22 protein-coding genes and 1 pseudogene are annotated in these 23,571 nt (G+C 51.6%); 10 read left to right on the top strand and 13 right to left on the bottom strand.

Annotation, left to right across the window (positions count from 1 at the left end):
- Positions 1 to 137 precede the first annotated feature (137 nt).
- Positions 138 to 359: a hypothetical protein gene (locus RI501_RS00970; RefSeq protein ID WP_313819938.1), complete on the top strand. Its 222-nt coding sequence runs from the start codon at positions 138 to 140 to the stop codon at positions 357 to 359.
- Between the two features lie 72 nt (positions 360 to 431).
- On the opposite strand, the gene asnA is transcribed toward RI501_RS00970, so the two are convergent.
- From asnA to RI501_RS00950, 4 genes are all read right to left on the bottom strand, one after another.
- Positions 432 to 1,439 (bottom strand): aspartate--ammonia ligase, encoded by a 1,008-nt coding sequence (gene asnA, locus RI501_RS00965; RefSeq protein WP_313819937.1) that lies wholly within the window; start codon positions 1,437 to 1,439, stop codon positions 432 to 434.
- Between the two features lie 544 nt (positions 1,440 to 1,983).
- Complete coding sequence (locus RI501_RS00960; protein WP_396442529.1) at positions 1,984 to 2,367, bottom strand: HAD family hydrolase; 384 nt, start codon at positions 2,365 to 2,367, stop codon at positions 1,984 to 1,986.
- Between the two features lie 37 nt (positions 2,368 to 2,404).
- Positions 2,405 to 2,632: an HAD family hydrolase gene (locus RI501_RS00955; protein WP_313819935.1), complete on the bottom strand. Its 228-nt coding sequence runs from the start codon at positions 2,630 to 2,632 to the stop codon at positions 2,405 to 2,407.
- 86 nt (positions 2,633 to 2,718) lie between these two features.
- Positions 2,719 to 3,891 (bottom strand): iron-containing alcohol dehydrogenase, encoded by a 1,173-nt coding sequence (locus RI501_RS00950; RefSeq protein WP_057733003.1) that lies wholly within the window; start codon positions 3,889 to 3,891, stop codon positions 2,719 to 2,721.
- A 342-nt stretch (positions 3,892 to 4,233) separates the two neighbouring features.
- Between RI501_RS00950 and RI501_RS00945 the strand changes: the two are divergent.
- Positions 4,234 to 5,247 (top strand): annotated as a pseudogene (locus RI501_RS00945) (cation diffusion facilitator family transporter).
- Between the two features lie 68 nt (positions 5,248 to 5,315).
- Here the strand turns inward: RI501_RS00945 and RI501_RS00940 are convergent.
- Complete coding sequence (locus tag RI501_RS00940) at positions 5,316 to 6,377, bottom strand: S66 family peptidase (RefSeq protein WP_313819934.1); 1,062 nt, start codon at positions 6,375 to 6,377, stop codon at positions 5,316 to 5,318.
- Between the two features lie 139 nt (positions 6,378 to 6,516).
- On the opposite strand from RI501_RS00940, the gene RI501_RS00935 reads away from it, so the two are divergent.
- A complete protein-coding gene (locus tag RI501_RS00935; RefSeq protein ID WP_313819933.1) occupies positions 6,517 to 6,909 on the top strand; it encodes a winged helix-turn-helix transcriptional regulator in 393 nt (130 codons plus the stop codon).
- Between the two features lie 53 nt (positions 6,910 to 6,962).
- Here RI501_RS00935 and RI501_RS00930 read toward each other — a convergent pair whose 3' ends face one another.
- The gene (locus RI501_RS00930; protein ID WP_313819932.1) at positions 6,963 to 7,961 is read right to left on the bottom strand and encodes an NADP-dependent oxidoreductase; all 999 of its coding nucleotides are present in this window, start codon (positions 7,959 to 7,961) and stop codon (positions 6,963 to 6,965) included.
- 275 nt (positions 7,962 to 8,236) lie between these two features.
- Here RI501_RS00930 and RI501_RS00925 point away from each other — a divergent pair, with 275 nt between their 5' ends.
- The 3 genes from RI501_RS00925 to RI501_RS00915 all read left to right on the top strand — a co-directional run bounded on the left by RI501_RS00925 (position 8,237) and on the right by RI501_RS00915 (position 10,804).
- Positions 8,237 to 8,527 (top strand): hypothetical protein, encoded by a 291-nt coding sequence (locus tag RI501_RS00925; protein WP_313819931.1) that lies wholly within the window; start codon positions 8,237 to 8,239, stop codon positions 8,525 to 8,527.
- Entirely contained in the window at positions 8,524 to 9,702 is a 1,179-nt protein-coding gene (locus RI501_RS00920) for an NADH-dependent flavin oxidoreductase (RefSeq protein WP_313819930.1), read from the top strand. The genes RI501_RS00925 and RI501_RS00920 overlap by 4 nt, the downstream gene beginning before the upstream one ends.
- A gap of 85 nt (positions 9,703 to 9,787) precedes the next feature.
- Positions 9,788 to 10,804, top strand: a complete 1,017-nt coding sequence (locus RI501_RS00915; RefSeq protein ID WP_313819929.1) for an aldo/keto reductase — start codon at positions 9,788 to 9,790, stop codon at positions 10,802 to 10,804.
- Between the two features lie 98 nt (positions 10,805 to 10,902).
- Here RI501_RS00915 and RI501_RS00910 read toward each other — a convergent pair whose 3' ends face one another.
- Entirely contained in the window at positions 10,903 to 11,328 is a 426-nt protein-coding gene (locus tag RI501_RS00910) for a MerR family transcriptional regulator (protein ID WP_313819928.1), read from the bottom strand.
- A gap of 223 nt (positions 11,329 to 11,551) precedes the next feature.
- Between RI501_RS00910 and RI501_RS00905 the strand changes: the two genes are divergently transcribed.
- From RI501_RS00905 to RI501_RS00890, 4 genes are all read left to right on the top strand, one after another.
- Positions 11,552 to 12,892 (top strand): dihydrolipoyl dehydrogenase family protein, encoded by a 1,341-nt coding sequence (locus RI501_RS00905; protein WP_313819927.1) that lies wholly within the window; start codon positions 11,552 to 11,554, stop codon positions 12,890 to 12,892.
- 121 nt (positions 12,893 to 13,013) lie between these two features.
- Complete coding sequence (locus RI501_RS00900) at positions 13,014 to 13,250, top strand: cytochrome b5 domain-containing protein (RefSeq protein ID WP_313819926.1); 237 nt, start codon at positions 13,014 to 13,016, stop codon at positions 13,248 to 13,250.
- Between the two features lie 293 nt (positions 13,251 to 13,543).
- On the top strand, positions 13,544 to 14,266 hold the full coding sequence (locus RI501_RS00895) for a type II toxin-antitoxin system RelB/DinJ family antitoxin (protein ID WP_313819925.1): 723 nt from the start codon (positions 13,544 to 13,546) through the stop codon (positions 14,264 to 14,266).
- Between the two features lie 151 nt (positions 14,267 to 14,417).
- On the top strand, positions 14,418 to 15,842 hold the full coding sequence (locus tag RI501_RS00890) for an ATP-binding protein (RefSeq protein WP_313823092.1): 1,425 nt from the start codon (positions 14,418 to 14,420) through the stop codon (positions 15,840 to 15,842).
- Positions 15,843 to 15,960: 118 nt separating this feature from the next.
- Here RI501_RS00890 and RI501_RS00885 read toward each other — a convergent pair whose 3' ends face one another.
- The 6 genes from RI501_RS00885 to RI501_RS00860 all read right to left on the bottom strand — a co-directional run bounded on the left by RI501_RS00885 (position 15,961) and on the right by RI501_RS00860 (position 23,467).
- Complete coding sequence (locus RI501_RS00885; protein ID WP_313819924.1) at positions 15,961 to 17,604, bottom strand: peptide ABC transporter substrate-binding protein; 1,644 nt, start codon at positions 17,602 to 17,604, stop codon at positions 15,961 to 15,963.
- Positions 17,605 to 18,100: 496 nt separating this feature from the next.
- Positions 18,101 to 18,526: a hypothetical protein gene (locus RI501_RS00880; RefSeq protein WP_313819923.1), complete on the bottom strand. Its 426-nt coding sequence runs from the start codon at positions 18,524 to 18,526 to the stop codon at positions 18,101 to 18,103.
- A 297-nt stretch (positions 18,527 to 18,823) separates the two neighbouring features.
- Positions 18,824 to 19,405, bottom strand: a complete 582-nt coding sequence (gene nrdG / locus RI501_RS00875) for an anaerobic ribonucleoside-triphosphate reductase activating protein (protein ID WP_313819922.1) — start codon at positions 19,403 to 19,405, stop codon at positions 18,824 to 18,826.
- Complete coding sequence (gene nrdD / locus RI501_RS00870) at positions 19,338 to 21,557, bottom strand: anaerobic ribonucleoside-triphosphate reductase (protein ID WP_313819921.1); 2,220 nt, start codon at positions 21,555 to 21,557, stop codon at positions 19,338 to 19,340. The genes nrdG and nrdD overlap by 68 nt, the downstream gene beginning before the upstream one ends.
- A gap of 351 nt (positions 21,558 to 21,908) precedes the next feature.
- The gene (locus RI501_RS00865) at positions 21,909 to 22,574 is read right to left on the bottom strand and encodes an EAL domain-containing protein (RefSeq protein WP_313819920.1); all 666 of its coding nucleotides are present in this window, start codon (positions 22,572 to 22,574) and stop codon (positions 21,909 to 21,911) included.
- A 359-nt stretch (positions 22,575 to 22,933) separates the two neighbouring features.
- The gene (locus RI501_RS00860) at positions 22,934 to 23,467 is read right to left on the bottom strand and encodes a GNAT family N-acetyltransferase (protein WP_313819919.1); all 534 of its coding nucleotides are present in this window, start codon (positions 23,465 to 23,467) and stop codon (positions 22,934 to 22,936) included.
- Positions 23,468 to 23,571: the final 104 nt, after the last annotated feature.

The following is a 23,571-nucleotide window of genomic DNA, read 5'->3' as shown; positions in this document are numbered from 1 at the left end:
AATGACGGAAACGATTGCCGCGCCACCGACACAGTGGCCAACGATCGTTTCTTTTTTTGGCTGAAGTCGCCAATGGCGGCCACGTGATTTTCTGCTAAAGTTGACCCTTATTGGCAAAAAGAGAGGAAGCTCGCACCATGACAAAATTGACACGACAACTGGGCCTCGTGACCCTGATTTTACTGGGGTTAGGTGGCGTCACCACGTCTGCCACGGCTAGTGCCCGGACCAGCACTAAATCGCCACTAGCGGCGGCGGTTACGGCCAGCGTCACGGAGACCGAACCTACGGCCGTGCGCCCCGCTTACCAGCACGTGGTTCGGGTCCAAACCCACCGCGCCCAACAGCTCAATTCCTAATGTCTAGACCCAAAGAACGCCCAACTCCGAATCGAGTTGGGCGTTCTTTTAAATGATTACATGACGTATTGTTTAGAGAATCTGAATCTTGTGAGCGTAGCAGGTGTCGATCATGTCTTGCGGCCAAACACTAGCTTGCACTTCACCCACGTGGGCCTTACCCAACAAGAGCATGCATAGCCGGGATTGGCCGATCCCGCCCCCGATGGTGTAGGGGAGTTCGCCGTTTAACAGCATCTTGTGAAACGGCAGGGTCGCCCGGTCTTCAGCGTCCGCTTCCTTTAATTGGGCGCGCATCGATTCTTCACTGACCCGGATCCCCATGCTGGAGATTTCCAAGGCGTGTTGCAGCGGTTCGTACCAGAAGAGGATGTCGCCGTTGAGTTGCCAGTCGTCGTAGTCGGGAGCCCGGCCGTCGTGACGCTTGCCACTCTTAAGCTTACCACCGATCTGCATCAAGAAGACGGCCCCGTAACGCTTAGTGATGGCGTCTTCGCGTTCCTTGGGCGTCAGGGTTGGAAATTCGTCTTCGAGTTCTTGGGTCGTGACGAAGTAAATGTCGTCGGGTAAATGGTGGACGGCTTTAGGGAACTTGTACCAGACCTCGTGTTCCATGTGCTTGATGACCTTGAAGATGGTCCGCACCGTGGCTTCGAGAGTCGCCGTGGTCCGTTCTTCCTTAGCGATGATCTTTTCCCAGTCCCACTGGTCGACGTAAATCGAGTGGATGTTATCCAGGTTTTCGTCCTTCCGAATGGCGTTCATGTTGGTGTACAGGCCACTGTGCATCTTAAAGCCGTACCGCTTTAAGGCCAGGCGTTTCCACTTGGCTAAGGAGTGGACGATTTCGATGGTCTTACCGGGCATGTCCTGCATGGTGAAGGAAACCGGCTTTTCGATGCCGTTTAAGTTATCGTTCAACCCGGTGCCCTTTTCGACAAACATGGGGGCGGATAACCGCGTTAAATTCAATTCCTTCCCGAATTCGTCTTGGAAGGTTTCACGGATGTAACGAATTGCCTTTTGCGTTTCAATCACGTCTAGTTTTGGATCGTAGTCCTTGGGAATAATTAAGTCCATAAGCGCACACTCCTTAAAAGTTTAGAATCAAGTTAATCACAAAATAAAAAAGTCTCCCGTCCCCAATACAGGGACGAAAGACTTTTCGCGGTACCACCCAGATTGCCTATCTCAAATAGGCCACCTCAAATAAGAGCACAACCATGCTCCACCGCTGGTAACGTACCGGTCAACGTCTAAACCTACTCTCCGCACGGGATTTCAGCCAGAAACCTAAGAAAGGGTTATTCAGCTAACTCAAAGTCTGGGTTGGGTTTTCACTAGTCCCAATTCACTGTCAGGATGAAGAAGCTTACTCTGCTTTCTTTTCGCTTTTATCTTGTTGCCAATAACAATAACACTAAAAAATAAAAAGTAAACGAGAAATTTGAAATTAATTAGAGTTATGGCTGATTTTTAATGATTTGGGCGGGGCCCGGAACCCGCAAATAACCTAGATTTGACGGGGATTGGTCGTTAATATTCGGGTCTAGAAAAAATTTACTTAAAATCTAGCAAAATTGGTCTATACCGTGATGACTGGCCTAGGAAAGATTCGGTCAATTTAGGGCAGCAGGGGCAAGACCTGGTCGAGGGTGGTGACCATCTGGGTGGGGCGAACGACGGTGGTGGGGGTCGCCTGGTCGCGGTTAACCCAGATAGACGGCCAGCCCAGTTGGTCGGCGGGCACGATGTCGCTGGCGTAGCCCTGGGCGATGTGCCAATGATTAGTGGTGGTTAAGCCGTATTCCTGCGCGATGGTCCGAAAGAAGTGCAGGTCCGGCTTATAGGCGTGGACGTCCTCGGCGGTCCAGACGTCAAACGGCACGGTCAACGCCGCGGCGTTGGCGTCAATGATGTCCCACGACGAATTGGACATCATGATTAGGTGGTAGCCGCGTTGTTGGAGGGCCTTGAGGGTTGCAATCACTTCGGGAAACGGCGTCAGGCTGCGGTGAGCGATCAGAACGTCGACGTAGTAGCGTTCAAATTGCGAACTGGTAATCCAGATGAATTAGGTTGTTGCGGGTCAGAAGCGCGTAGTCCAGGTAGGGGTGCATGTTGTTGCGGTCGTCCTGGTAGGCGATGAAACGCTGGCGGGCCAGCTTGGGGGCCACACCAAGCTTAGTGGCGGCCGTTTCGATGGCGGCGTAAGTGGCTTCTTCGTTTAACAGGGTACCGTAGCAGTCAAAGGTGAGGTATTTTTGAGACATTTGATCAGCTCCTTAATCACCATCAGTATAAACAAAAAACTGCCGGTTGCCCGACAGTTTCATGGAATATCAATCAATCTTTAAAATTATTCAGCGTCGTAAGCAGCTTGGAAGATCTTGATGATGTCTTCCTTGGTTCCCTTACGAGGGTTGGAGAAGGCGTTACCGTCCTTCAAGGCGTTTTCGGCCATCAGTTCGAAGTCTTCTGGCTTAGCACCGATTTCCTTGATGGACTTTGGAATACCAACGTCTTGGCTCATCTGCTTCATGGCCTTGATGGCTAATTCGGCAGCGTCACGCGTGGATAAGCCGTCGGTGTTTTCACCCATGATCTTGGCTAATTCAGCGAACCGTTCTGGGCAGGCGATGATGTTGTATTCTTCCACGTATGGGAGTAACAGCGCACAGCAGACACCGTGGGGTGCGTCATATTGACCACCTAATTGGTGCGCCATGGCGTGCACGTAACCCAAGTTGGCGTTGTTGAAGGCCATCCCGGCTAACATTTCGGCTTCGACCATCTTGGTCCGAGCTTCCAGGTTGTGGCCGTTAGCAACGGCTTCACGTAAGGACGTTTCAATCAACTTGATGGCTTCCACACATTGGGAGTCGGTGATTGGGTTGTGGTCCACGGACACGTAAGGTTCGATGGATTGCACGAAAGCGTCCATCCCGGTAGCGGCCGTTAAGCCCTTAGGGACGTCCAACATCAACGATGGGTCGTTGAAGGAAACCAACGGAATGTTCCGCCATGAAACGACCACGAACTTCAAGTGGGTTTCTTCGTTAGTGATCACGGCGTGACGGGTCAGTTCGGAACCGGTCCCGGCGGTCGTGTTTACGGCGATCAATGGTGGTAAGGCCTTGTCGAGCGTTTCGATCCCGGCCAACTTAGTGATGTCGTCACCGTTGGTCAAGATGATTCCGGCACCCTTACCAGTATCGTGGGCGGACCCACCACCAACCGTGATGATGGAGTCGGCACCGGAGTCTTGGTAAAGCTTCTTAACTTCTTTGATGTTGCGAATCTTTGGGTTTGGTTCGACGTTGTTGTAAACCACGTAATCAACCCCGGCGGCCTTTAATGACGCTAAGGTCTGTTGAACGGCGCCACCCTTTAAACCTTCGAGGAATTTGTCCGTGACGATCACGGGCTTCTTCATCCCCAACATTTTTGCACGTTCACCAATTTTAGTAATTACACCAGGGCCAAAAAAGTTGACACTGGGCATCAGAAAATCATAACTACGTTCAGCCATTTTACAAATGCCTTCTTTCGGAAGTTTTGAAAATCTTTGATACCTATTTCACAACGTAATTATAACCGATAGGCTTACAGTTCGCAACCGGTTTCACTAAAAAGTTTGTAAAGTCAGCGTTAAAAGGGGCAACGAGTGCGGTTGTCCCTAGGGGTTCGTCATTTTTAATTTTTTATTGGTCGCTTTCATTGAATGCAACCATTAAGGAAAAGACAAACAAGCCAGTTTCATTTTTCGACGTGCAGTGGGTCATTAGAGCAGCAAAAACGTTTCGCTAACGCAAACGTTTTTGGGGTGGCTGGCGTTAAAAAGTGGGTATAATGGGGGCGACCGATCGCGGTCATTGGGAGGAACGACAGGCAAAGTTTAAAGACACATCGCCAAGCGGAAAACGCCGCGTGGAAGACGATCCAAACCCAGGAGTTACGCAAACTCCGGAGCGCCCAACAACACCTGTGGTTCAACGTGGGCGCCTACTTGTTGATTTCGGTCATCGAATTTTATCTGGCCATCATCGGCCATTCACAGACGCTGCGGGCCGACGCCTTCAATAACCTTGCCGGCATCATTTCGGCGGCGTTATTGCTGGTGGGGATCTTCATCGCCCGCGACATCGACGACGATGATTTGATGGGGCAACCCCTACCCCAAGACCTGCAAAAAACGGGACAACGCCTGTAACTGACACGGTTTCACTACGAGACGGTCTTCACCCTGATTACGGGAATCGTGATGGTCGCCATCGCCGTGAGCGTCATCTACGGTGGCTTGAAGAGCCTGGTCAAACCGGCAACGCAGGAGATTCCCCGGCCCATCACGTTGGTCGGGGCGGCCATCGCTATGGGCATCATGCTGATTGTCTGGTGGTTCAACCGGCAGGGGGGCCGCAAGCTCAACAACGCGGCGTTGACGGCTGCCGCCCAGGACAGCCTGAGCGACGCGTTGACCAGTCTGGGCACGTTGGTCGCCATTGGTGGCGCGCTGTGGTTTCGGGTGACCTGGCTGGATGGCGTGGCCAGTATCGTCGTCGGCTTCTTCATCCTGGCGGCGGGGATTCAGATTTTTCGCGAGAGTAGTTTGAATCTAGCCGATTATTTTGATCCCCAGGCCGAAGCCCAGTTTCGGGCGGCCATCGAGCAACACGCGCAGGTGGTCCGCGTCGAGGAGCTCAACGCGCACTATAGTGGCAACATGGTCACGCTGGACGTGATCATCGCCGTCGACGCTCACATGGAGGTTCAAGATAGCTACCGGTTGGGTGAGGAAATCGAAGCCCAGATGCGCCGGCAATTTGGCATCGTCGACACCGACGTGATGGCGGTGCCGGCCACCAGTGAAGAGCAACGAGGCCGGTAAATTTTAGTAAAAATCAGTCAAGCGACCTTATCCCTGAATTGGGGATAAGGTCGCTTTGTGTTAAGGATTTAATCGGTCGGGCCCGCAAAATAGGGTTCCGTGATGGTCAGGGTCGCTTGGTCTAAGTCCAAGCGCGCCGTGGCGCCGTACGGGAGTGCCGTCCGTGGGTAAGCGTGGCCGAAGTTGAGGTTGGTCATGAGGGGCGTCTGTAAGTCGGCGGTGACCGCCTGTAGCACCCGGCAGTAGTCGGGATAGTAGACCTCGTCTTGGGGCTTGCCCGTGATGATGGCGGCTGCGGCCCCCAAGATACCGGCGGCTTTTAGATGTTCCAACATAGCTTGGTAGGCCGCCGGGGTGGGCCGTTCTTCGCTGGTTTCCAAGAAGAGAACCTTCCCCGCAAAGTCGGCGGCACTGGGAAGCAGATGGTAGCGGGCGTTAACGGTGGGCTCGTCGGGAAAGCGCGTGTCGGTCAGCAGGCTGTTCAGACTGTCGAGACAGCCGCCCAATAAGGGACCGGTCACTTGTCCGTGGCCGCGTAAGACCTGGTAGCCCCGTGTTTCGGGATGACTGATGCGGAGGGTATCGAGGGCCGCGGGCGAGAAATCGGTGCGCTCCTGGTACCAGACGGGACTACTGGTAATGGCCGTCGTGGCGGGATTGGTGAAGTAGTGGCGTAGCGTCTGAGCCGTGTACGGCAGCAAATCGGGTCCCAGTTCGGCCAGGTCGTTGAGCAGGTTGGGACCGTAGTAGGTGGTTAGCCCCAGTTGATAGAGCATCAGGTGGTCGACCGTGGTGTCCGAAAAACCGGTGAAGAGTTTGGGATGCGCCGTGACGGCCGTGCGAAAGTCGGGGTCGTCGAGTAAGAACGGGGCCAACCGGTAGGTATCGTTCCCCCCGATGGCACAGATAATCCCGCGAATTTGCGGGTCTAAGAGGGCCGCGGGATGTGCCGCCAGGTAAGCGGTCCCCTTGAGGCTGTTCGGCATACAAACGGGCGTGAGGCCGAGTTGACGCAGGCGGTCTTTTCCGCGGGCCAGTTCGTGAGCGGCGAACGGTTCACCCAGTGTGCCGGCCGATAAGCTGACGATGGCGACCGCGTCCCCGCGCTGCAATGGTGCTGGTTTGAACATGAACATCCCTCCAAACGAAAAAGTTAGTCCCCAGTCTACGCTTGAGCCCGGCCTTTGCCAAGGGTTACCAAAAAGTGCCTACTCGTCAAATCGCGGCTCAACGGTTAAACTAGTTAAAAACGACAGGGGGAACCGGAAAATGGCGAAGAAAACCTACAATATCGGCGTGGAAGCCACCTTAGACGTGATCAGTGGTAAATGGAAACCGCAACTGCTCTGCCACCTGAGCGTGCGGCCGCAGCGTACCTGCGATTTGCGTCAGGAACTCCCGGAAATCTCCCAGAAAGTTCTGACCCAACAGTTGCGCGAATTAATGGATGACGGCATCGTCCAGCGCCAGGTCTACGGTGAACGGGCTCCCTTTAAGGTGGTTTACACGCTGACGCCCATGGGCCGGTCGTTGGGCACCGTTCTGGTCCAGATGTCGATCTGGGGCGAACACCACGTCGACGAACTCCGGGAAACCGGCGTCCGTGATGTCCGGGTCCAAAACGACCACACCGGGTTTGAGCACTTATTACAGGCAAATTAAGGATATGAAGAAAGGCGTCCCGTCAGCTGACGGGGCGCCTTTGGCGTTTAAGATTAACGAGTAATGACCACCTTGCCAGTGGTTTGACGGGTCGCCACCTGGTCGAGGGCGGCCTGTGTTTGTTCCAGCGAATAGGTCGCCGCCACCGTGGGCGTCAGGTGCAGGTTGGCTATCCAGTCACTGATGTGGCGGAGTTGGGATCCGTCGGCGTGGACCAACATGAAGCGGTACTGCTTGTGTTGGCGGTGGGCTTGGAGCGTCAGGTTTAGTCCGGCGGCGCCAAAGATGAGCCGCCGGGGCAACGAGTAATCCTGCTGACAAGCGAATTTCCAATTGGGTAGGGCCGCTAGGGAGACCAGGGTCCCGTGGCGGCGTAAAATCTTTAGCTCGGCGGGGATGGCGTTACGGCCCTGCGTATCGATGACGGCGTCAAAGTCGTGTAGCTCGGTGGCAAAGTCGGTGGTGCGGTCATCGAGCACCCGTTCGGCGCCCAAGGCTTTGAGGCTAGTGACGGCTTGTGAACTGGCGCTGGTAGTCACCCGGATGCCGAGTTTGTGGGCAAACGGGATGGCGAACAGGCCAAAGCCATCGGCCCCGTGAGGCAGAAACAGCTGGTCGCCGGTCTTTAGGGAAAGTTCCTCGGTCAGTGCCTGGTAAGCGGCGAGGGCGGCCGAGGGGACCGCGGCGGCCTGTTCGAAGGTTAGTCCCGCGGGAATCGGGGCCCAACAGTCGGCCGCCACCGCCACGCGTTCGGCGAAGGCCCCCATTTGGGCGTGCGGTAAGCGCGCGTACACGGCTTGGCCCACGCTAAAGGTGGTGACATCAGCGCCCACCTTTAAAACGGTTCCCGCGACCTCGCTTCCTAACGTAAAAGGGAGTTTGGTAGGGAGAATTGGCGCCACGACCCCGGTGGCGAAGCGAACGTCGTTTAAGTTAACGCCGGCGGCCTGGACCTCGACCAAGATGTCGGTGGGCCCCACGGTGGGTTCGGGAACGTCGTTGAGCGCGACCCAGTGTTGACGATTGTAATGGGTAACCTGAATAGCTTGCATGGAACGTCCTTCCTTTAAGCGAAGTGTCACAGCGGTCTAAGTTGGGAACTCTCCCGTCCCCGGTGGCCCGGAAGCTTTAGTGCGCAGGGATCGAAGTACCCGCTGATGGGCCGCTAAATCTAGTTTAAATGATTAATCTATTTTAGTAGAAATTAATTGGTTACGCAAGCTAAAGGTTTTGGGGCTGTGGCGTTGGCGTAGCTTTTGGGGCACTTTAAAGTGCCTTCTTTTTTTCTGAACGTCAACCGGTAGACTAAGGGTCAAGGAGGTGGCTGATGACAACCGAACCAATTGGCTTACGGGTGGTGCGTACCCTGATCACGTGTCCCGCCCAGTGGCGCATTCTCTTGAGTCTAACCACGAGCCCGCAAAGTAGTCGGGCGCTGTGGTGTCAGTTACCACTCAAGGAGCGTCGCTGTGGGGCCCGTGCGTGCTGGCATCTATGGCGGCAACACCTGATTGTGTTTCACGTGGAACAATGGGCGTGGGGGCTTTCGCCGACGGGTGAGAGTCTGCGCCCCATCTTACAACAAATCTTGACCTGTCAACGGGAGGAATCGAAATGACTTATGCATTTATGCAACCTTATACGTTTAAAAATGGCTTGACCCTAAAGAACCGCTTGGCGATGTCGCCCACGACCACCATGTCGAGTTTCTACGACGGCCACGTGACCAACGATGAAATCGACTTTTACGGTGCGCGGGCTGGCGGCTTAGGCCTAATCATTGGTGAAGTGGCCAACGTGATTGCTAGTGGGAAGGGCTTTGAAGGGGAACTGTCGATCGCCAACGATAGCGATATTCCCGGCTTAACGGCGTTGGCGCACGCGATGAAGCAAAACGGCACCAAGGCGGTCTTACAGATCTTCCATGCCGGGCGGAAGTCCAACGACTCGATTTTGCGGGGCCACCAACCGGTCAGTGCGAGTGCGGTAGCGGCGACCTTTCCCGCCGATTCACAGGAGCCCCGGGCGTTGAGCACCGCCGAAATTGACGACATCATTGCGGCCTTCGGGGATGCGACGCGGCGGGCCATCGTGGCCGGTTTCGATGGCGTCGAGCTCCACGGCGCCAACACCTATTTGTTACAACAGTTCTTCTCCCCGAACTCTAACCGGCGGACCGACAAGTGGGGGATCGACCGGATGGCCTTCGCCAAGGCCGTGATGGCCAGTGCCCACGCGGCAATCGACCAGTACGCCGACCGGCCGTTCCTGTTAGGCTACCGGATCTCACCCGAGGAAATCGAAACGCCGGGGATTCGCTTGGCCGACTCGTTGGCGTTTGTCGACATGCTGGGGGATTCCGTGGTGGATTACGTTCACGTGTCGATGGGGTCGGCGCACCGCACGTCGCTCAACGATAAGACCGACCACGAGCCGATTCTGACCAAGATTAGTCGGCAATTGGCGGGTCGAAAACCGTTGATGGGCGTGGGGTCCGTCGAAACGCCGCAGGATGCCGCAGCCGTTTTGGCCCTGGGCACCGATTTGGTCGCCATGGGTCGGGAAATGATTCGCGAACCGCTCTGGGTTCAAAAGGTGGCGGCCGGAGACGAAGCCAGCTTACGGTACCAATTATCGCCGAGTGCCATGGATGAATTAAAGATTCCGCGGGCCATGCAGGACTACCTGAAAGGGGCGTTCTATTCGGTGATGCACTTTACCGATGATCCAACGACCGCGCAGAACTACCAGAACCAAGCGGCACCCATGGAAGGCTTCGAGAAGAAGATGTAGACCATTACGGCGAAATTGAGTTTGCCGTACCGGGCATGAAAGCGGTATCCTTAAGGCACGATGTACAGATGAGGAGGCCGTGAACATGTATCAGGCAGACGAGTACCGCTACCAACAGATGGTGTATAACCGGGTGGGGGATAGCGGCTTAAAATTATCGGCGATTGGTTTAGGACTGTGGAACAACTTTGGGAGTGTCGATCCCTTCGACACGCAGGTGGCGATGATCCACCAGGCCTTTGATTTAGGCATTACCTACTTCGATTTGGCCAACAACTACGGGCCGAAACCGGGGAGCGCGGAGGAAAACTTCGGTCGGATCATGGCCGGCGACATGCACGCCTACCGCGACCAGATGGTGATTGCCAGCAAGGCCGGTTACGTGATGTGGCCGGGCCCGTACGGTAACTGGGGGTCGCGCAAGAGCATCATTGCCAGCGCTAACCAGAGCCTGAAACGGACCGGGTTGGACTACTTTGACATCTTCTACAGCCACCGACCGGACCCGAACACGGCCATTGAAGAAACGGCGTTGGCGTTGGATCAACTGGTGCGTCAGGGCAAGGCCCTGTACGTGGGTATCTCGAACTACAATGGTGCCCAAACGGCGGCGATTACTAAGATCTTTAACGACCTGCACACGCCGTTTATCATCCACCAACCGCGCTACAACATGTTCAACCGCGACGTGGAGACCGACCTCTTCCCGGTCTTAAAGCGCGAGCACAAGGCGGCGGTCGGCTTCAGTTCCCTGTCGCAAGGGCTCTTGACGGATAAGTACCTCAACGGGATTCCCGCGGATTCCCGGGCCAAGAAGGGGACGATTCCGTTCTTGAACCCGACGCAGGTCGATCAGACGTTGCAGACCGTCAAGCAGTTAAACGAACTGGCGCAAAACCGGGGGCAGAGCTTAGCCCAGATGGCGTTGGCCTGGAACTTACGAGAACCGGAGATCGCTAGCGTCCTCATTGGAGCAAGTCGGCCCGAACAAATCGTCGACAACGTTCAGGCCTTACAGCACCTGGACTTTACGGCCGCCGAATTAACCGCGATTGATCAGATTCTGGCCCAACAGGGGGCAATCTCCTGGGGCGCGCACTAACTCTGAATAATGCAAAAAATCGGTCACCACAGTAAGCTGAGTGGTGACCGATTTCTATTTATTAATAATTAAGGCTTATTTGTTATTAATAATAAACACTAAGCGATATTATCCGTCGGTTGCGGTTGCGGTAAGTCGGTGGGCACGTAGGTGTCGGGCTTACCCTGCGTCAAAACGTCGTGGTAGTGGGCGACCTTGTGGTTAATGGTAGCCAAGTGATTTTTCAGGGCGGCCAATTCCTGAACGGTCCGTTCCTGTTGGACTTTCATCATTTGATAGCGCTCGGGAATCGTCTCGTCGCCCTGTTGAACTAGGTCCAGATAATGCTGGATGCGTTCGAGGGGCATCCCCGTATTGCGGAAACAGATGATTAGGCGTAACCACTCGATATCGATGTCGTGAAAGACCCGGTTGTTATTAGTGTCGCGTTCCACGAAGGGCAACATCCCGTGGTCGTGGTAGTAGCGAATACTATAGATTGAAAGGTTTAATTTTTCGGCGACCTCATGAATGCTATAGGACAACTGAATTCCTCCTTAAATAATCATTAGGTGACTAAGTTAATTAACGTTATCTTACGCGGCCAATTCCGTGACCGCAAGCCCTAACCCCCGTAAAGTAAGAGGGAGGTCTCTCAGCCAAAATTTGATGGGCAAAATGGTTGCGTGACCGGCGGCGACTGGGTAGAATGAATTTATATATTGGACACAATTTAATTGTTAACAATCAATTTAGGGAGGCCACAACATGGCAAAGCAAGCGTATCAATATGACGTCTTATATCTGGGAAGCGGGCACGGCACGTTTGACGGGGCGATTCCGTTGGCCCAAAAGGGCGTCAAGGTCGGGGTCATCGAAGCCGACAAGGTCGGGGGCACCTGTCCGAACCGGGGGTGTAACGCCAAGATTTCGTTGGACGCGCCGGTCGCGTTACAACGTCAACTCGCGGCGTTGAATCCGGTCTTGACCGGACAAACGCACCTGAACTGGGATGCTAATATGGCCCACAAAGGTGATGTGATTAACGGTTTACCAGACATGATCGCAGGCTTACTGACCGGGAGTGGCGTGGACTTGATTCACGGCTACGGCCGCTTAGTCGATGCTCACACGATTCAGGTGGGCCAGCAGACCTACACCACCGATCAGATCGTGATTGCTACGGGGCTCCATCCCCACCGGTTGGACATTCCGGGCGGCGAGTTCCTCCACGATAGCACCGACTTTCTGGATCTGGCTACGATGCCGCAACGGATGGTGGTCATCGGGGGCGGCTACATTGCTCTGGAACTAGCCACCATCGCTAACGCGGCGGGCAGTGACGTCACCATCGTCTTGCACGGCGACCAAGCCTTACGGGCCTTCCACCAGCCTTATGTGGAACAGGTTCTGACGGATTTACAACACCACGGGGTAACCGTCTTGCGCAACACTACGGTCACGCAGGTCACCCACGCGGCGGACGATTACGTGGTGACCACGGACGCCAACGAAACGCTGACTACTGACTGGATCTTGGACGCGACCGGCCGGGAGCCTAACACGGCCGATCTGGGCCTGGAAACGGTGGGGGTGACGGTTAACGCCAACGGTATCGAGGTCAACGACCACTTGCAGACTAGCGTCCCGAACATCTACGCGTCCGGTGACGTGATCGATAAGAGCCAACCGCGCTTGACGCCGACGGCCATCTTCGAATCCACGTACCTGATGCACCTGTTTGCGGGCGAGACCACGGCGGCCGTCGACTACCCGCCGATCCCGACGGTGGTCTTCACCTCGCCACGGTTGGCGCAGGTTGGGGTGACGGTTGCGCAGGCCCAAACCGAACCAGCAGCTTACACACTGGCGTCGCAGCATATTCCGGACGACTGGTACCGTCAAGTTGGGCAGGAAACGAGCGGGGATAACACCCTTATCTTTGATCAGGATCACCGGTTGGTGGGGGCGACGGAAGTCAGTGCTCAGGCCGCCGACGTGATCAACACGCTGCTACCGGCCATCACCTTTAAGTACGGTGAACGCGAAATCGAGCGGCTCGTGCCCCTGTTCCCAACGATTGGGGCGGCGGCCTGGGGCCAACTCTAAACGAGGTTAACCGGCGTCCTTCCTGAGGAGGGGCGCTTTTTCGGTGCTAAGAATGCATCTGGCTTGTTTTCGGTTAGGTTGTTCGGTATGCTAAACCTAAATAAGATGGGAGTGTTGTTACATGGCAAACAAAACGTTTACGGTGGAAGAACTGAGTCAATTTAACGGGCAAAATGGCCAACCGGCATACGTGGCTATTGATGGTAACGTCTATGACATGACCAACGTTGAGGCGTGGCAGGGTGGCCAGCACCACGGTAACGTGGCCGGTAAGAACCTCTCAGCGGCGATTCTAAAGTCTCCACACGGCAAGGGCGTCTTGACCAAGCTTCCCTTAGTCGGTCAATTAACGGAATAGGGCGCTGGTGATGACGGATACGAATCCTTATTGTCACAAGGGGATGGCCTGTCACGAAGGCTGCGGTTGTGCGGACGCGGACGGGATCTGTCGTTGTGGCATGTTGACCGATACCCAGTGTTATTGTCATGGCGAGTGTGCGGCCAAGCCGAGTAAGACATTTATTCAAGAAAAAAAGTAAAAACAAAGCGCTAGTGTGAAGAATTTCACTACTAACGCTTTATTTTTATTGACATTTAATATCATTGAATATAGAATGACTTTGAATGATATGAAAAAGGAGACTCTAATAAATGAAGAATATACAGGTTCGAGTCGAAGATGATTTAAAAAATAGAGCGGATAAAATATTCGGTGAAATAGGAACGACAACTAATGACGCTATAAAAATGTTTTTAAAAGCAAGTTTGCGGGAAAATGGATTTCCCTTTGAACTACAGTTGCCACAGCCAACTACTATTGATTCGTATGTATCTAGTCATATGCTTTCAATTTCAGATAATGATTTTCGTGAAGCATTAGATTACCTCACCTTTACAGGAGATTTTTATAAAAATGACGAATTTGAAAAAGTTTTTATGGAACAGGTAAAAATTAATGGCTTTGTCGGGGATAAAGAAGTGACCTTGGCTGAAGCTAGAGTGTTTATGGTTGATACCACCATGAACGATTTTGTAGATGTTGCAGACTCAGAATCCGGAGATTTAGAGTTGGTAGCTAGTGCAATGGTTGATAAATTTGATTTAGAAATGACACAAGTCGCAATTATCGACGAATTCTTTGTCTTTGCACCAACAGTGACCGCTGAGGATCGTGTTAAATTAGTTCAAAAAGTGTATGAATATCTAAAAAGCAGAAATGTAAGGTTTGTCGGATTTTGTAATGCAGGACTGTGGCGAACAAATAGTATTGATGAGCAGCGGGCTTTAACAAAATCAATTAAGAAAATGGGTTCAACCCAGATCTATGTATCAAAAAATTGGTCAGAAAATGTCTTTGGTGACAAGATTGATTAATGATGAGAATTGAAGATATTTAATTGAGAAAAAAGAGATCCCTTGGTACGTATGGTTTTAGAACCTTTGTGTTTTTAGAAGGAAAAAGAAAGGATTGAATATGTTAGAAAACCAGTTGCTTAATTTAATTTAGGCACATGATGAATCAGAGATACTTGATTTTAAGGAAAACGCTTTACATCGAGCGGATGAGATTGGAAAGTATGTATCTGCTTTAGGAAACTCGGCTTTATTAACAAATAATCCAGCAGCGTACGTCATTTGGGGCGTTAGAGATATGACTAAAGAAATTGTAGGGACGTCTTTTGATCCTTATCTAACCAAAGCATCTTCGAAAAGTAATCAACCGTTAATTAATAAAGTTGAGGTAATGACCAATCCAACATTAAATCTAACTTGGGATAGACTGGAAATTAATAGTAAGAAAATTGTTGTTTTGACAATTGATGTGAGCCACGTGTCTAAACCAATTAGTTATGCGGGAAAAGAATTTATTAGAATTGGAACTTCAAATCAACCCTTAGATAAATTTCCAGAAAAGGAGCGTCGGCTATGGCAGTCGTTCGAATCTTCTAAATTTGAGTTGGAATTTGCGTGTGTTGATTTATCGTACGAAGACGTAGAGGATTTACCGGCGATAGATTACTACACCAGCCAATTAAACCTAGAGAAAGGTAATCAAAGTTTAATTATCAATTGTCTTGTTGACGATGGTATTATTGTCCAAAATGGAATGAGGTTTAATATTACTAACTTAGGTGCATATACCTTAGCTAAGAATATGAAACGTTTTCCTAAACTGCAGGCACGTACAATCAGAATTACACGATATGCCGGTAATCAACCTCTAAGTAATGCTATTTTTGATAAAATTGGCGTTATGGGGATCGCGGTAAGTTTTGATAATCTCATTAAATCTATTATGATACATTTACCATATACTGAAGATTATTCGATGGGGTCGCGAAAGGATATTCCCATGTTTCCACAAATTGCTATTAGGGAATTAGTTGCAAATGCGCTAGTTCATCAGGATTTTACGATAACAGGAAGTCGTCCTTTTGTAGAAATATTTGATTCTCGAGTTGAAATTTCAAATCCAGGTACACCGTTAATTGATCCACGACGGTTTTTAGATTTCAAACCTAAATCTAGAAATGATGAATTAGCAAATTTATTAGGACGGTTACACATTGTAGAATCACGAGGAACTGGGATTGATAAGGTCGTTAATGCATTGGAAGAAAATGACCTGCCTGCAATGAATATAAAAGCTCAATCAGCAGAATCAACGGTAGTCACTCTACGTGAAAAAAAGAAATTTAATGAAATGTCTGCTACAGAGAAGAATCAGTCTATTTATTGGCATGCTTGTTTAAAATATGTGGCCGATCAGCAAATTAATAATTCGTCTTTACGTGAGCGGTTTCGATTAACTTCAAATGATAGCTCTGCTATATCTAAAGCAATTAGTAATGCAGTAGATGCTAAGCTGATTAAACCGTATGATCCTAGCGCTGGAAGAAAATTTATTAAATACATACCATTTTGGGGAGTTAACGTACTTGAAAACTAGTAATGGTAGACAGAGTAATGTTTAATATTTACTTCTTGAGCTGAGACTATCACTTAATTACTAGTAAAAAACGATCTGCAAAAGAATCTGCAGGTCGTTTTTGGGTCGTGTCTATTTGTTATTTAGCAATGTAAGTCAGTTTGAAGTCATAAGGCACACCAGCGGGGTTGTAAATCACGTTCTTGACGTTCTTCCGCAACAGTTGTGATTGGGCTTGTTGGTACAGCGGAATCGTGCCTTGGTCGTTCATCAAGACCTTTTCGGCGGCGACTAACTTGGTCCACCGCTTGCTTGGTTGGTTCCCGTCTTGGTTTTCGGCTTGGTCCAATAACTGGTCGTACTGGCTGTTCTTCCAGCCCGTGGTGTTGTAGCTGGAGTTACTTTCGAAGACGTCCAGGAAGTTGATCGGGTCGGCGAACACGGATTGCCAACCACTAAAGGTCAACTCGTAGTTGCCGTTATTTTGCTGGGTGATCAGCTGGACGAATGGTACCGTCTTGATGCTGATCTTGACGCCCGGTAACTTTTCCAGGGCGCTTTGGACAAATTCGGCGACTTGTTTACTGGAGTCGGTGTCGGACACGGACAACGTGGCGTTGATCGACTTGGTGCCGGATTCCTTGTAGCCCTTGGCTAAGAGTTGCTTGGCCTTTTTGAGGTTGTAGGAGACGGCAGAATTCACGCTGGCCTCTTGGTTGAAGGCTTCCCCGGTCTTGGGGTTATTGCCCATGCCGGCGGGGACGAAGCCCTTGGAGGCTACGGAACCATCTTGTAACACGTCCTTAACCAGTTGGTTTCGGTCGATGGCCGCAGAGAAGGCTTTACGAACGTTGACGTTCTTGAAGGCCTTGACCTTCTTTTCGTTCAAGTCCAGGCGTTGCGACCCGGTTGGCAGGCGCTTAACGAAGTTTTCGTTGTTCTTGTTGTTCTTGACCTGTTGGCCGTTAAGTAACGTCTCGTCGGTTTTCTTCGAGTTGAAAAGGTTGTAGCTGGTCGTAGTGCTTTCGGTGACCTGTTCGTTGATCTTGGTCAGGTGAACCGCGGCTTTATCCCAGTAGGTGGGGTTCTTCGCCAACGTCCAGGACTTGCTGGTCCCGTTCCACTTGGTCAGACGGAAGGGGCCGTTGTAGACCGTCTTGTCGGCCGTGGTTCCGTAAGCCTTGCCGTACTTGGCGACGGCCTTTTGGTTGACCGGGTAGAAGAGCGGCCAGGCCAATAACTTCTTGAAGTAGGACACGGGCTTGGTCAGGTTGACGGTCAGCTTGTAGTTGCCATCGGCTTTGATGCCTAGTGAACTCAACGGTTTCTTGCCCTTGTTGACGGCTTCGGCATTCTTGACCTGATAGAGGTAAAAAGCGTCTTGCGAAGCGGTCTTCGGCGCTAACGTGCGTTGCCAGGAATAGACGAAGTCCTTGGCCGTAACGGGTTGGCCGTTGGACCACTTGGCGTTCTTGCGCAGGTTGAAGGTGTAGGTCTTGCCGCCGTTAGTGACCTTGGTACTGGTGGCTAACGCGTTCTTGGGGGTCCCAGATTTGTTCAAGCGGTACAGCCCTTCTTGGGTGTTCTGTAAGACCGTGAAACTCAGGGTATCGGTGGCCTTGGGGATGTCGTTAGCGGCTAATTCGGAGCTAACGGTCCAATTCAATTCCTGTTTAGCGGCGTACTTGGCGTTGCCACCGTTGCTGCTGGACTTGGCCCCACAACCAGCCAGCGTGAGTAGTGCGAGTGTGGATAATCCTAAATAAATTCCCTTATGTTGCATGAACGCCATCTCCTCTAGAAAACTAAAAAATCGTCCTTATGTTTGATTACATAAGGACGATTACTCGCGGTACCACCTAATTTCACGTTGAACTCACATTCAACATCTCCGTAACTTCTGTTGCCAAAAGTCGGTGGCGTTAACGGGCCACAAGTCGAAATGGCGGCTTGCACCGCGCATTCTGCCAGCCAGGCTCATCTTCGTCGTTAAGTTGTAAGCCACCTTCTCAGCTACCGGTGGTCTCTTTGCTTAGCGGAAACGACTACTCTTCCTGGCGTTGCTTTAGTTATCTGTTTTTCTAATGTGACTCTAACAATAGCCTGAGGAACGGGACTTGTCAACCAGAAAATTCTAATTTTTTAAAGAGATAACTGCTAAAAGCAGGGCTATACATAGAAGTAATGGATGAAGATATTTATTAAAAAACACTAATTAATATTAGCGATGGGGTGCTGGGTGGGTTAATTAATAATTAAACTACCCAATCCAGTTATAATTATAGTTGAGGACGGGTTTGCGACTGTTGTAAGTATAATAATGACCGTGCACAGTGGCCTTTAACCCCCACTTTATTAGCATTGAAACGGCGAACGTAGATCGTTTGGTGTTTACCGGTGATGGGTTCGTTGTAATATAATTTATAGGTTTTGTGACCTAATGATTTGTAGTATCTAACATGGCTGTAGTATGTATCGGCATAGGTTGAGCCGCTAGCAAAACCGTGCTTCTTGCCCCAATAAAGGCGGGCATATTCGTAGGTTTTACCCTTAATGGTTTGGAACTTGGTATGCCGTTTGAACTTTCCCAATAGGGCCTTGGGCATCCCTTTATGGGTCGTGGCAGCATTAGCGGTAGTCACGGGAAACGCGGGAGCCACCAATAGGGCACTGGCGATAACTAGCAAGATATGAGATTGAGACATGAGGACACTCCTTCATTGAGTAGCTGGACGGCGACAATACAAACCAGGTGGGACGACACGGTTAGCCAGACCGGATAATCCCGTAAAACGCAGGTTAAGCATAGTTGGTTGTGATTAATAAGTCAATCCATCTACTAAACACATGATTGATTACACATCTGGTGAATGGAATCTCAACAATTACTTTCGAAAATAACTGGTTGCGGTTAAAGCAAAAATGGCCATTATTCCTAAACTTGGAATAATGGCCATTTAGACGTTAATGTTTATAAACTGGATACGTGCGAGTAAGCAGGATTAATGCACTAATTTATCCCACAACACCACGTCGCCGGTCTGTAACGACTGGGGGACGTTGATGATGCGTTGGTTGGAGCTGCCTCGGAATTGCAGACTGAGATCTTTCTCAGTTTCCAGAAAACGCCCGTCGACCAGGATGTCGATTAGCGACAGGAGCTTTAATTTGTCGTCAGAATCCTTTAACAGTTCGTCCCAGTAGTACCCCGACCAGGACCAGATATCCTTGGTGTGGCCGAATTCTTGGCGGACGCGTTCGCAGATGCGAATGGCGACCTGGGTGTTGAGGAAGGGTTCACCGCCCAGTAAGGTTAAGCCCTGGACGTAATCCTGGCTGAGGTCTTCAATGATCTGGTCTTCCAGGTCTTGCGAGTAGGGTTGACCGTAGTGGAAGTTTTGCGCCGCCACGTTGTAACAGCCCGGACAATGGAAGGGGCAGCCGCTGAGGTAGAGACTGCAGCGGACGCCTTCACCATCTACGAAGTTAAAGGCCTTGTAATCCGCGACGTATTGCTCACTTAAGTTCGCGGCTAACCATTCTTTGGGCATCGGATTGTTTGGCTTTTTCGTAGGTTGCGGCATGTTTAATCATCTCCGGAGACATATTTTTGCGACGGGACGCGATTTCCACGTGCCGTCCGTGAACCATCGGCCGTTGTTGGGGGTTGCCCAGGTAGCCGCAGGTCCGCTTGACCACGTCACAGAACTTGGGATCGTGGTTGCCACATTGCGGGCAGACGAAGCCGCGGGCCGTGGCCGTGAATTCACCCTTGAACCCACACTTGAAGCATTGGTCGATCGCCGTGTTGGTTCCTAAGTAACCCACGTGGTCGTAAGCCCAGTCCCACACGGCTTCGAGGGCTTTGGGGTTTTGACGCAGGTTCGGGTATTCGCAATAGTGAATGAAGCCCCCGGAAGCGTACTGGGGATAGACCTCTTCTAGGCCCAGCTTATCAAATGGCGTGGGGTGCTTGCGGACGTCGTAGTGGAAACTATTGGTGTAGTATTCCTTGTCCGTGATGTCGGCGATGCGGCCAAATGTGGCGATGTCGTCGCGGCAGAAGGTGTCGGTCAACGATTCGGCCGGCGTCGAATAGAGGCTGTAGTGGTAACCGCTGGCCTGCGCCCAGGCGTTGCACTTTTCGCGCATGGCCCGGACCACCTTTTCACCAAAGGCCCGCGCGTCGGGATTGTTCTCCCAATTCGGCCCGAAGAAGGTGGTGCAGACCTCGTAGATGCCGATATAGCCCAGTGAGATGGTGGCCCGCTGGTTCTTAAAGAGCTCGTCGACCGAGTCGCCGGCCTGCAGCCGCTTGCCAAAGGCACCGTACATGTACAGTAGTGGGGCGTTTTCCGGGCGGGCCTGCTTGGTCCGTTCGATGCGGTAAGCTAGGGCTTGGTGACAGGTAGCCATGCGTTCTTCGAAGATTTCCCAGAAGAGACGTTGATCGCCGTGCGCGGCTAACGCAATTCGCGGCAGGTTGACCGTGACCACGCCTAAGTTCATCCGCCCGGAGTTAACTTCTTGGCCATTCTCGTCGCGCCAACCTTGCAGAAAGGACCGACACCCCATCGGCGTCTTGAAGCTGCCGGTGAGTTCCTTGATCTTGTCGTACATCAACAGGTCGGGGTACATCCGCTTGGTCGAACATTCGATGGCCAGGGCCTTGATATCGTAGTTGGGGTCGCCGGGTGCTAGGTTCAGCCCGCGTTTCAGGGTGAAAATCAGCTTGGGGAAGATGGCCGTGCGGTGTTCGCGGCCCAGTCCCTTGATGCGGATCTCTAAAATTGATCGTTGGATGGCCCGTTCGATCCAGCTGGTCCCCAGACCAAAATTAACCGTGGTGAACGGCGTTTGACCCTGGGAGGAGTACAAGGTATTGATTTCGTATTCCAGCGCCTGCATGGCGTCGTAGATGTCCTTCTTGGTCTTGCTACGCGCGTAGTCGTCCCGTTTCTCGGCGGCCACCCACTTCTCGGCATCGGCGAGGTGCTTGCGGTAGTTCTTTTCGGCGTAGGGAGCCAAGAGTTGGTCGACCCGGTTGGCCGAGCAACCGCCGTATTGCAGGGAGGCCACGTTGGCGATGATCTGCGACATCTGCGCCGTGGCGGTCTGAATCGAGTTAGGCGTTTCGACCTCGGCGTTCCCAATCTTATAACCGTTGGCAAACATGCCGTCGAAGTCGATCAGACAACAGTTGGTTTCCGGCGTGACCGGGGAATAGTCCAGGTCGTGCCAGTGGATGTCGCCACGCAGGTGGGCCTTAGCCACCAGGTCGGGGAGCATCTGTAGGCCCAACGCCCGGTTAGCCGCCCCGGCTTCCAAGTCACGTTGGGTGTTGAACACGTTGCTGTCCTTATTCGCATTTTCGTGAACCACGCTATCGTCGCGGTTGAAGAGTTTTTCGATCCGTGCCTGAACGTTAGTGGCTTCGGCAAACCGGCGTTTTTGGGTGGTGAAGACGTCCTGGTAACGTTTGGCTGCTGGTGCCAGGTTGAGCTGCTCAAAAACCAGCAGTAACGTCGCGCGGAGGTCGCGTGTGTCGATTCGTTTGGCCGTCTGGTAATGGTCCACCAGGGCCTGCTTGACAGCGTGTTGCTGATCGGCGTCGAGTGCTAGTTGTGAAAGCACGAAATTTAATTTATAGGGATGGAATTTGGTCTGGGTGCCGCCGCGTTTGATGACCGGCAGTCCTCGTAATTGGTCTAAAACATCCGTTGAAGTCGTCTGCATGCAATCCCCACTTTTCTGTCAAAATAGCCGTCGTCACACAACGATTTGTGTGACCGGCGGTAGCTAATACTATATATGGTAGCTCATTTTTGATTCTTTGCCTATCGGGTTTGTCACAGAGCCCCAAGAATGGTTAAGGGGTCATCTCCGGCTAATTCGTTTTCAGGGTCGAAAAAAGTGCCGGGGTAAGCCCCGCCAAGACCGTTCCGGAAATTCACGGGAGTGGTTAAACCAGCCGATGATTTTCAAACCAGGGAAATGCGACATTGACCAAACCACTACCACCCCCAGATTATTTTTGCGCAAAAAAATAAACTCTCTGATACCAACTGGGTCATCAGGGAGTTTAAGTTATGCTAATTCTGCGTTGTAGGGAATCGGTTTACTGTAGTAGTAGCCTTGGGCCATCTGTGCGTTATATTCTTGGGCTAAGATTCCGTCTTGCTTATCTTCGATGCCTTCCAGAATAAAGTCTAGCTGGTAGAGATCGGCAATCTTGCGCCAGGTCTTTAAGCTATCCAGCAGTTCGTCTTGCCGGTGTTGTAGCCGGAAGTTCTGCATGGCAAACTTGATGGTGTCCATAAACGGCATGATTTCCTGAGTTCGTTGGCCCCAGGGATTATCGGTACCGACATCGTCGAGACTGAGTTTGATCCCAAATGCACGGTAAATGGCCACGTACTTTTGAAGTTCCTCGAGTGTGGGGGCTTCGGTTAGTTCAATGACCAGGTTGAGTCCCTTGACGGACTTGGTGAGATGGATCAGGTTACCAATCGTCAACTTATCGGTAAATTGTTTACGGTTGAGGTTGAATGAAATCGTTGGATTGTCCCGGTGATCCCGAAAGATGTTGACGATTTCTTGATAGGAGAGTGAGACTTGTTGTTCCATCGGGATAGCGTCAAAATTGGTCGGTGTTTCCCAATAATCATGACAATACGACCGCAATAGAAGCTCGTAACCCATCAGCTTTTGCGTCATCGCATTCACTTGGGGTTGGACAAAAAAACGATACATATACATTAAGGTCCCCTTTTCTATAAACTTTTAAGGTATAAATATTTGCGACCATTATACCGCATAATCAATCAAACAATTAAAATATTGGCTGGCCAATCTGGCTAATGTGTAACGCTGTTTCGGGGAGAAAACGTTTTTTTAAGCGAAAAGCCGATAATTGCGATTGATGAAAACGATTTATACGTGGATTGAAAAAGTTATCATGGAAAGGGATATACAGTTATGCATCTTTATTTTTCCTGATGAGTTTAAACGCAATCAAACATTGGGGGGCGCACGTTGCGGCACCAGCTATTTGGTGAGACCAAAAAAGTCCGGGCGTTTAGTCCCAGACCTGGTGGTGCATTGACCTAAATTCAAAGGTTCAGTTCGTACGCGAGACGCGCGTTGTCCTCGTGATTGGCGGCCGGTTCGTCCACGTAGATTTTACCGCGGTGCTGGTAGCCGAAGCTGGTGGCTAATCCCTGCATCCGTTGGTTTAACGCGTGGGTGTCGATCCGGAAGTTCCGGATGCCTTGTTGGTAATACTGGCTGACCAGGTTCGAGAGAAAGACCGAACTGAGGTGCTGACCGGCAAAGGCGGGACCAATCGCAATGCGGTGAATGGTCATGTAGGGATCTACCGTATTGGCCCAGTGGCCCCCGGTGATTTCGCGGTAGTTCGGATCGTCGGCCACGATGGTAGTTGCCGTCCCAGCGACCTGATCGTCGACGATGAGCACCCAGCAATTTTGGGCGGCGATGTCGCGACGGAGGGTGGTTTCGTCCGGATAACCGTCCTGCCACTGCGGACTCCCGTCGGCCTTGAGCATGGCCTTGGCGTGGTCGATGATGGCCATGATGGCCGGTAAGTTCGCTGGGGTGGCGCGTTTGATGTACTTTAGACTCATAAGTGAAACCTCCCTAAATCAATAGTTTGGTTACTAGAATACCACGAACGCGGGGAACCGGAACGAAAAGTTGGAGCTAAAAGCTTCTCCTGGGCGGACGAAGA

This window comes from Levilactobacillus zymae (assembly GCF_032190635.1).
Lineage (GTDB): Bacteria > Bacillota > Bacilli > Lactobacillales > Lactobacillaceae > Levilactobacillus > Levilactobacillus zymae_A.
Note: the sequence above shows the minus strand (reverse complement) of the source record. Positions and strands in the feature narration are given on the sequence as shown.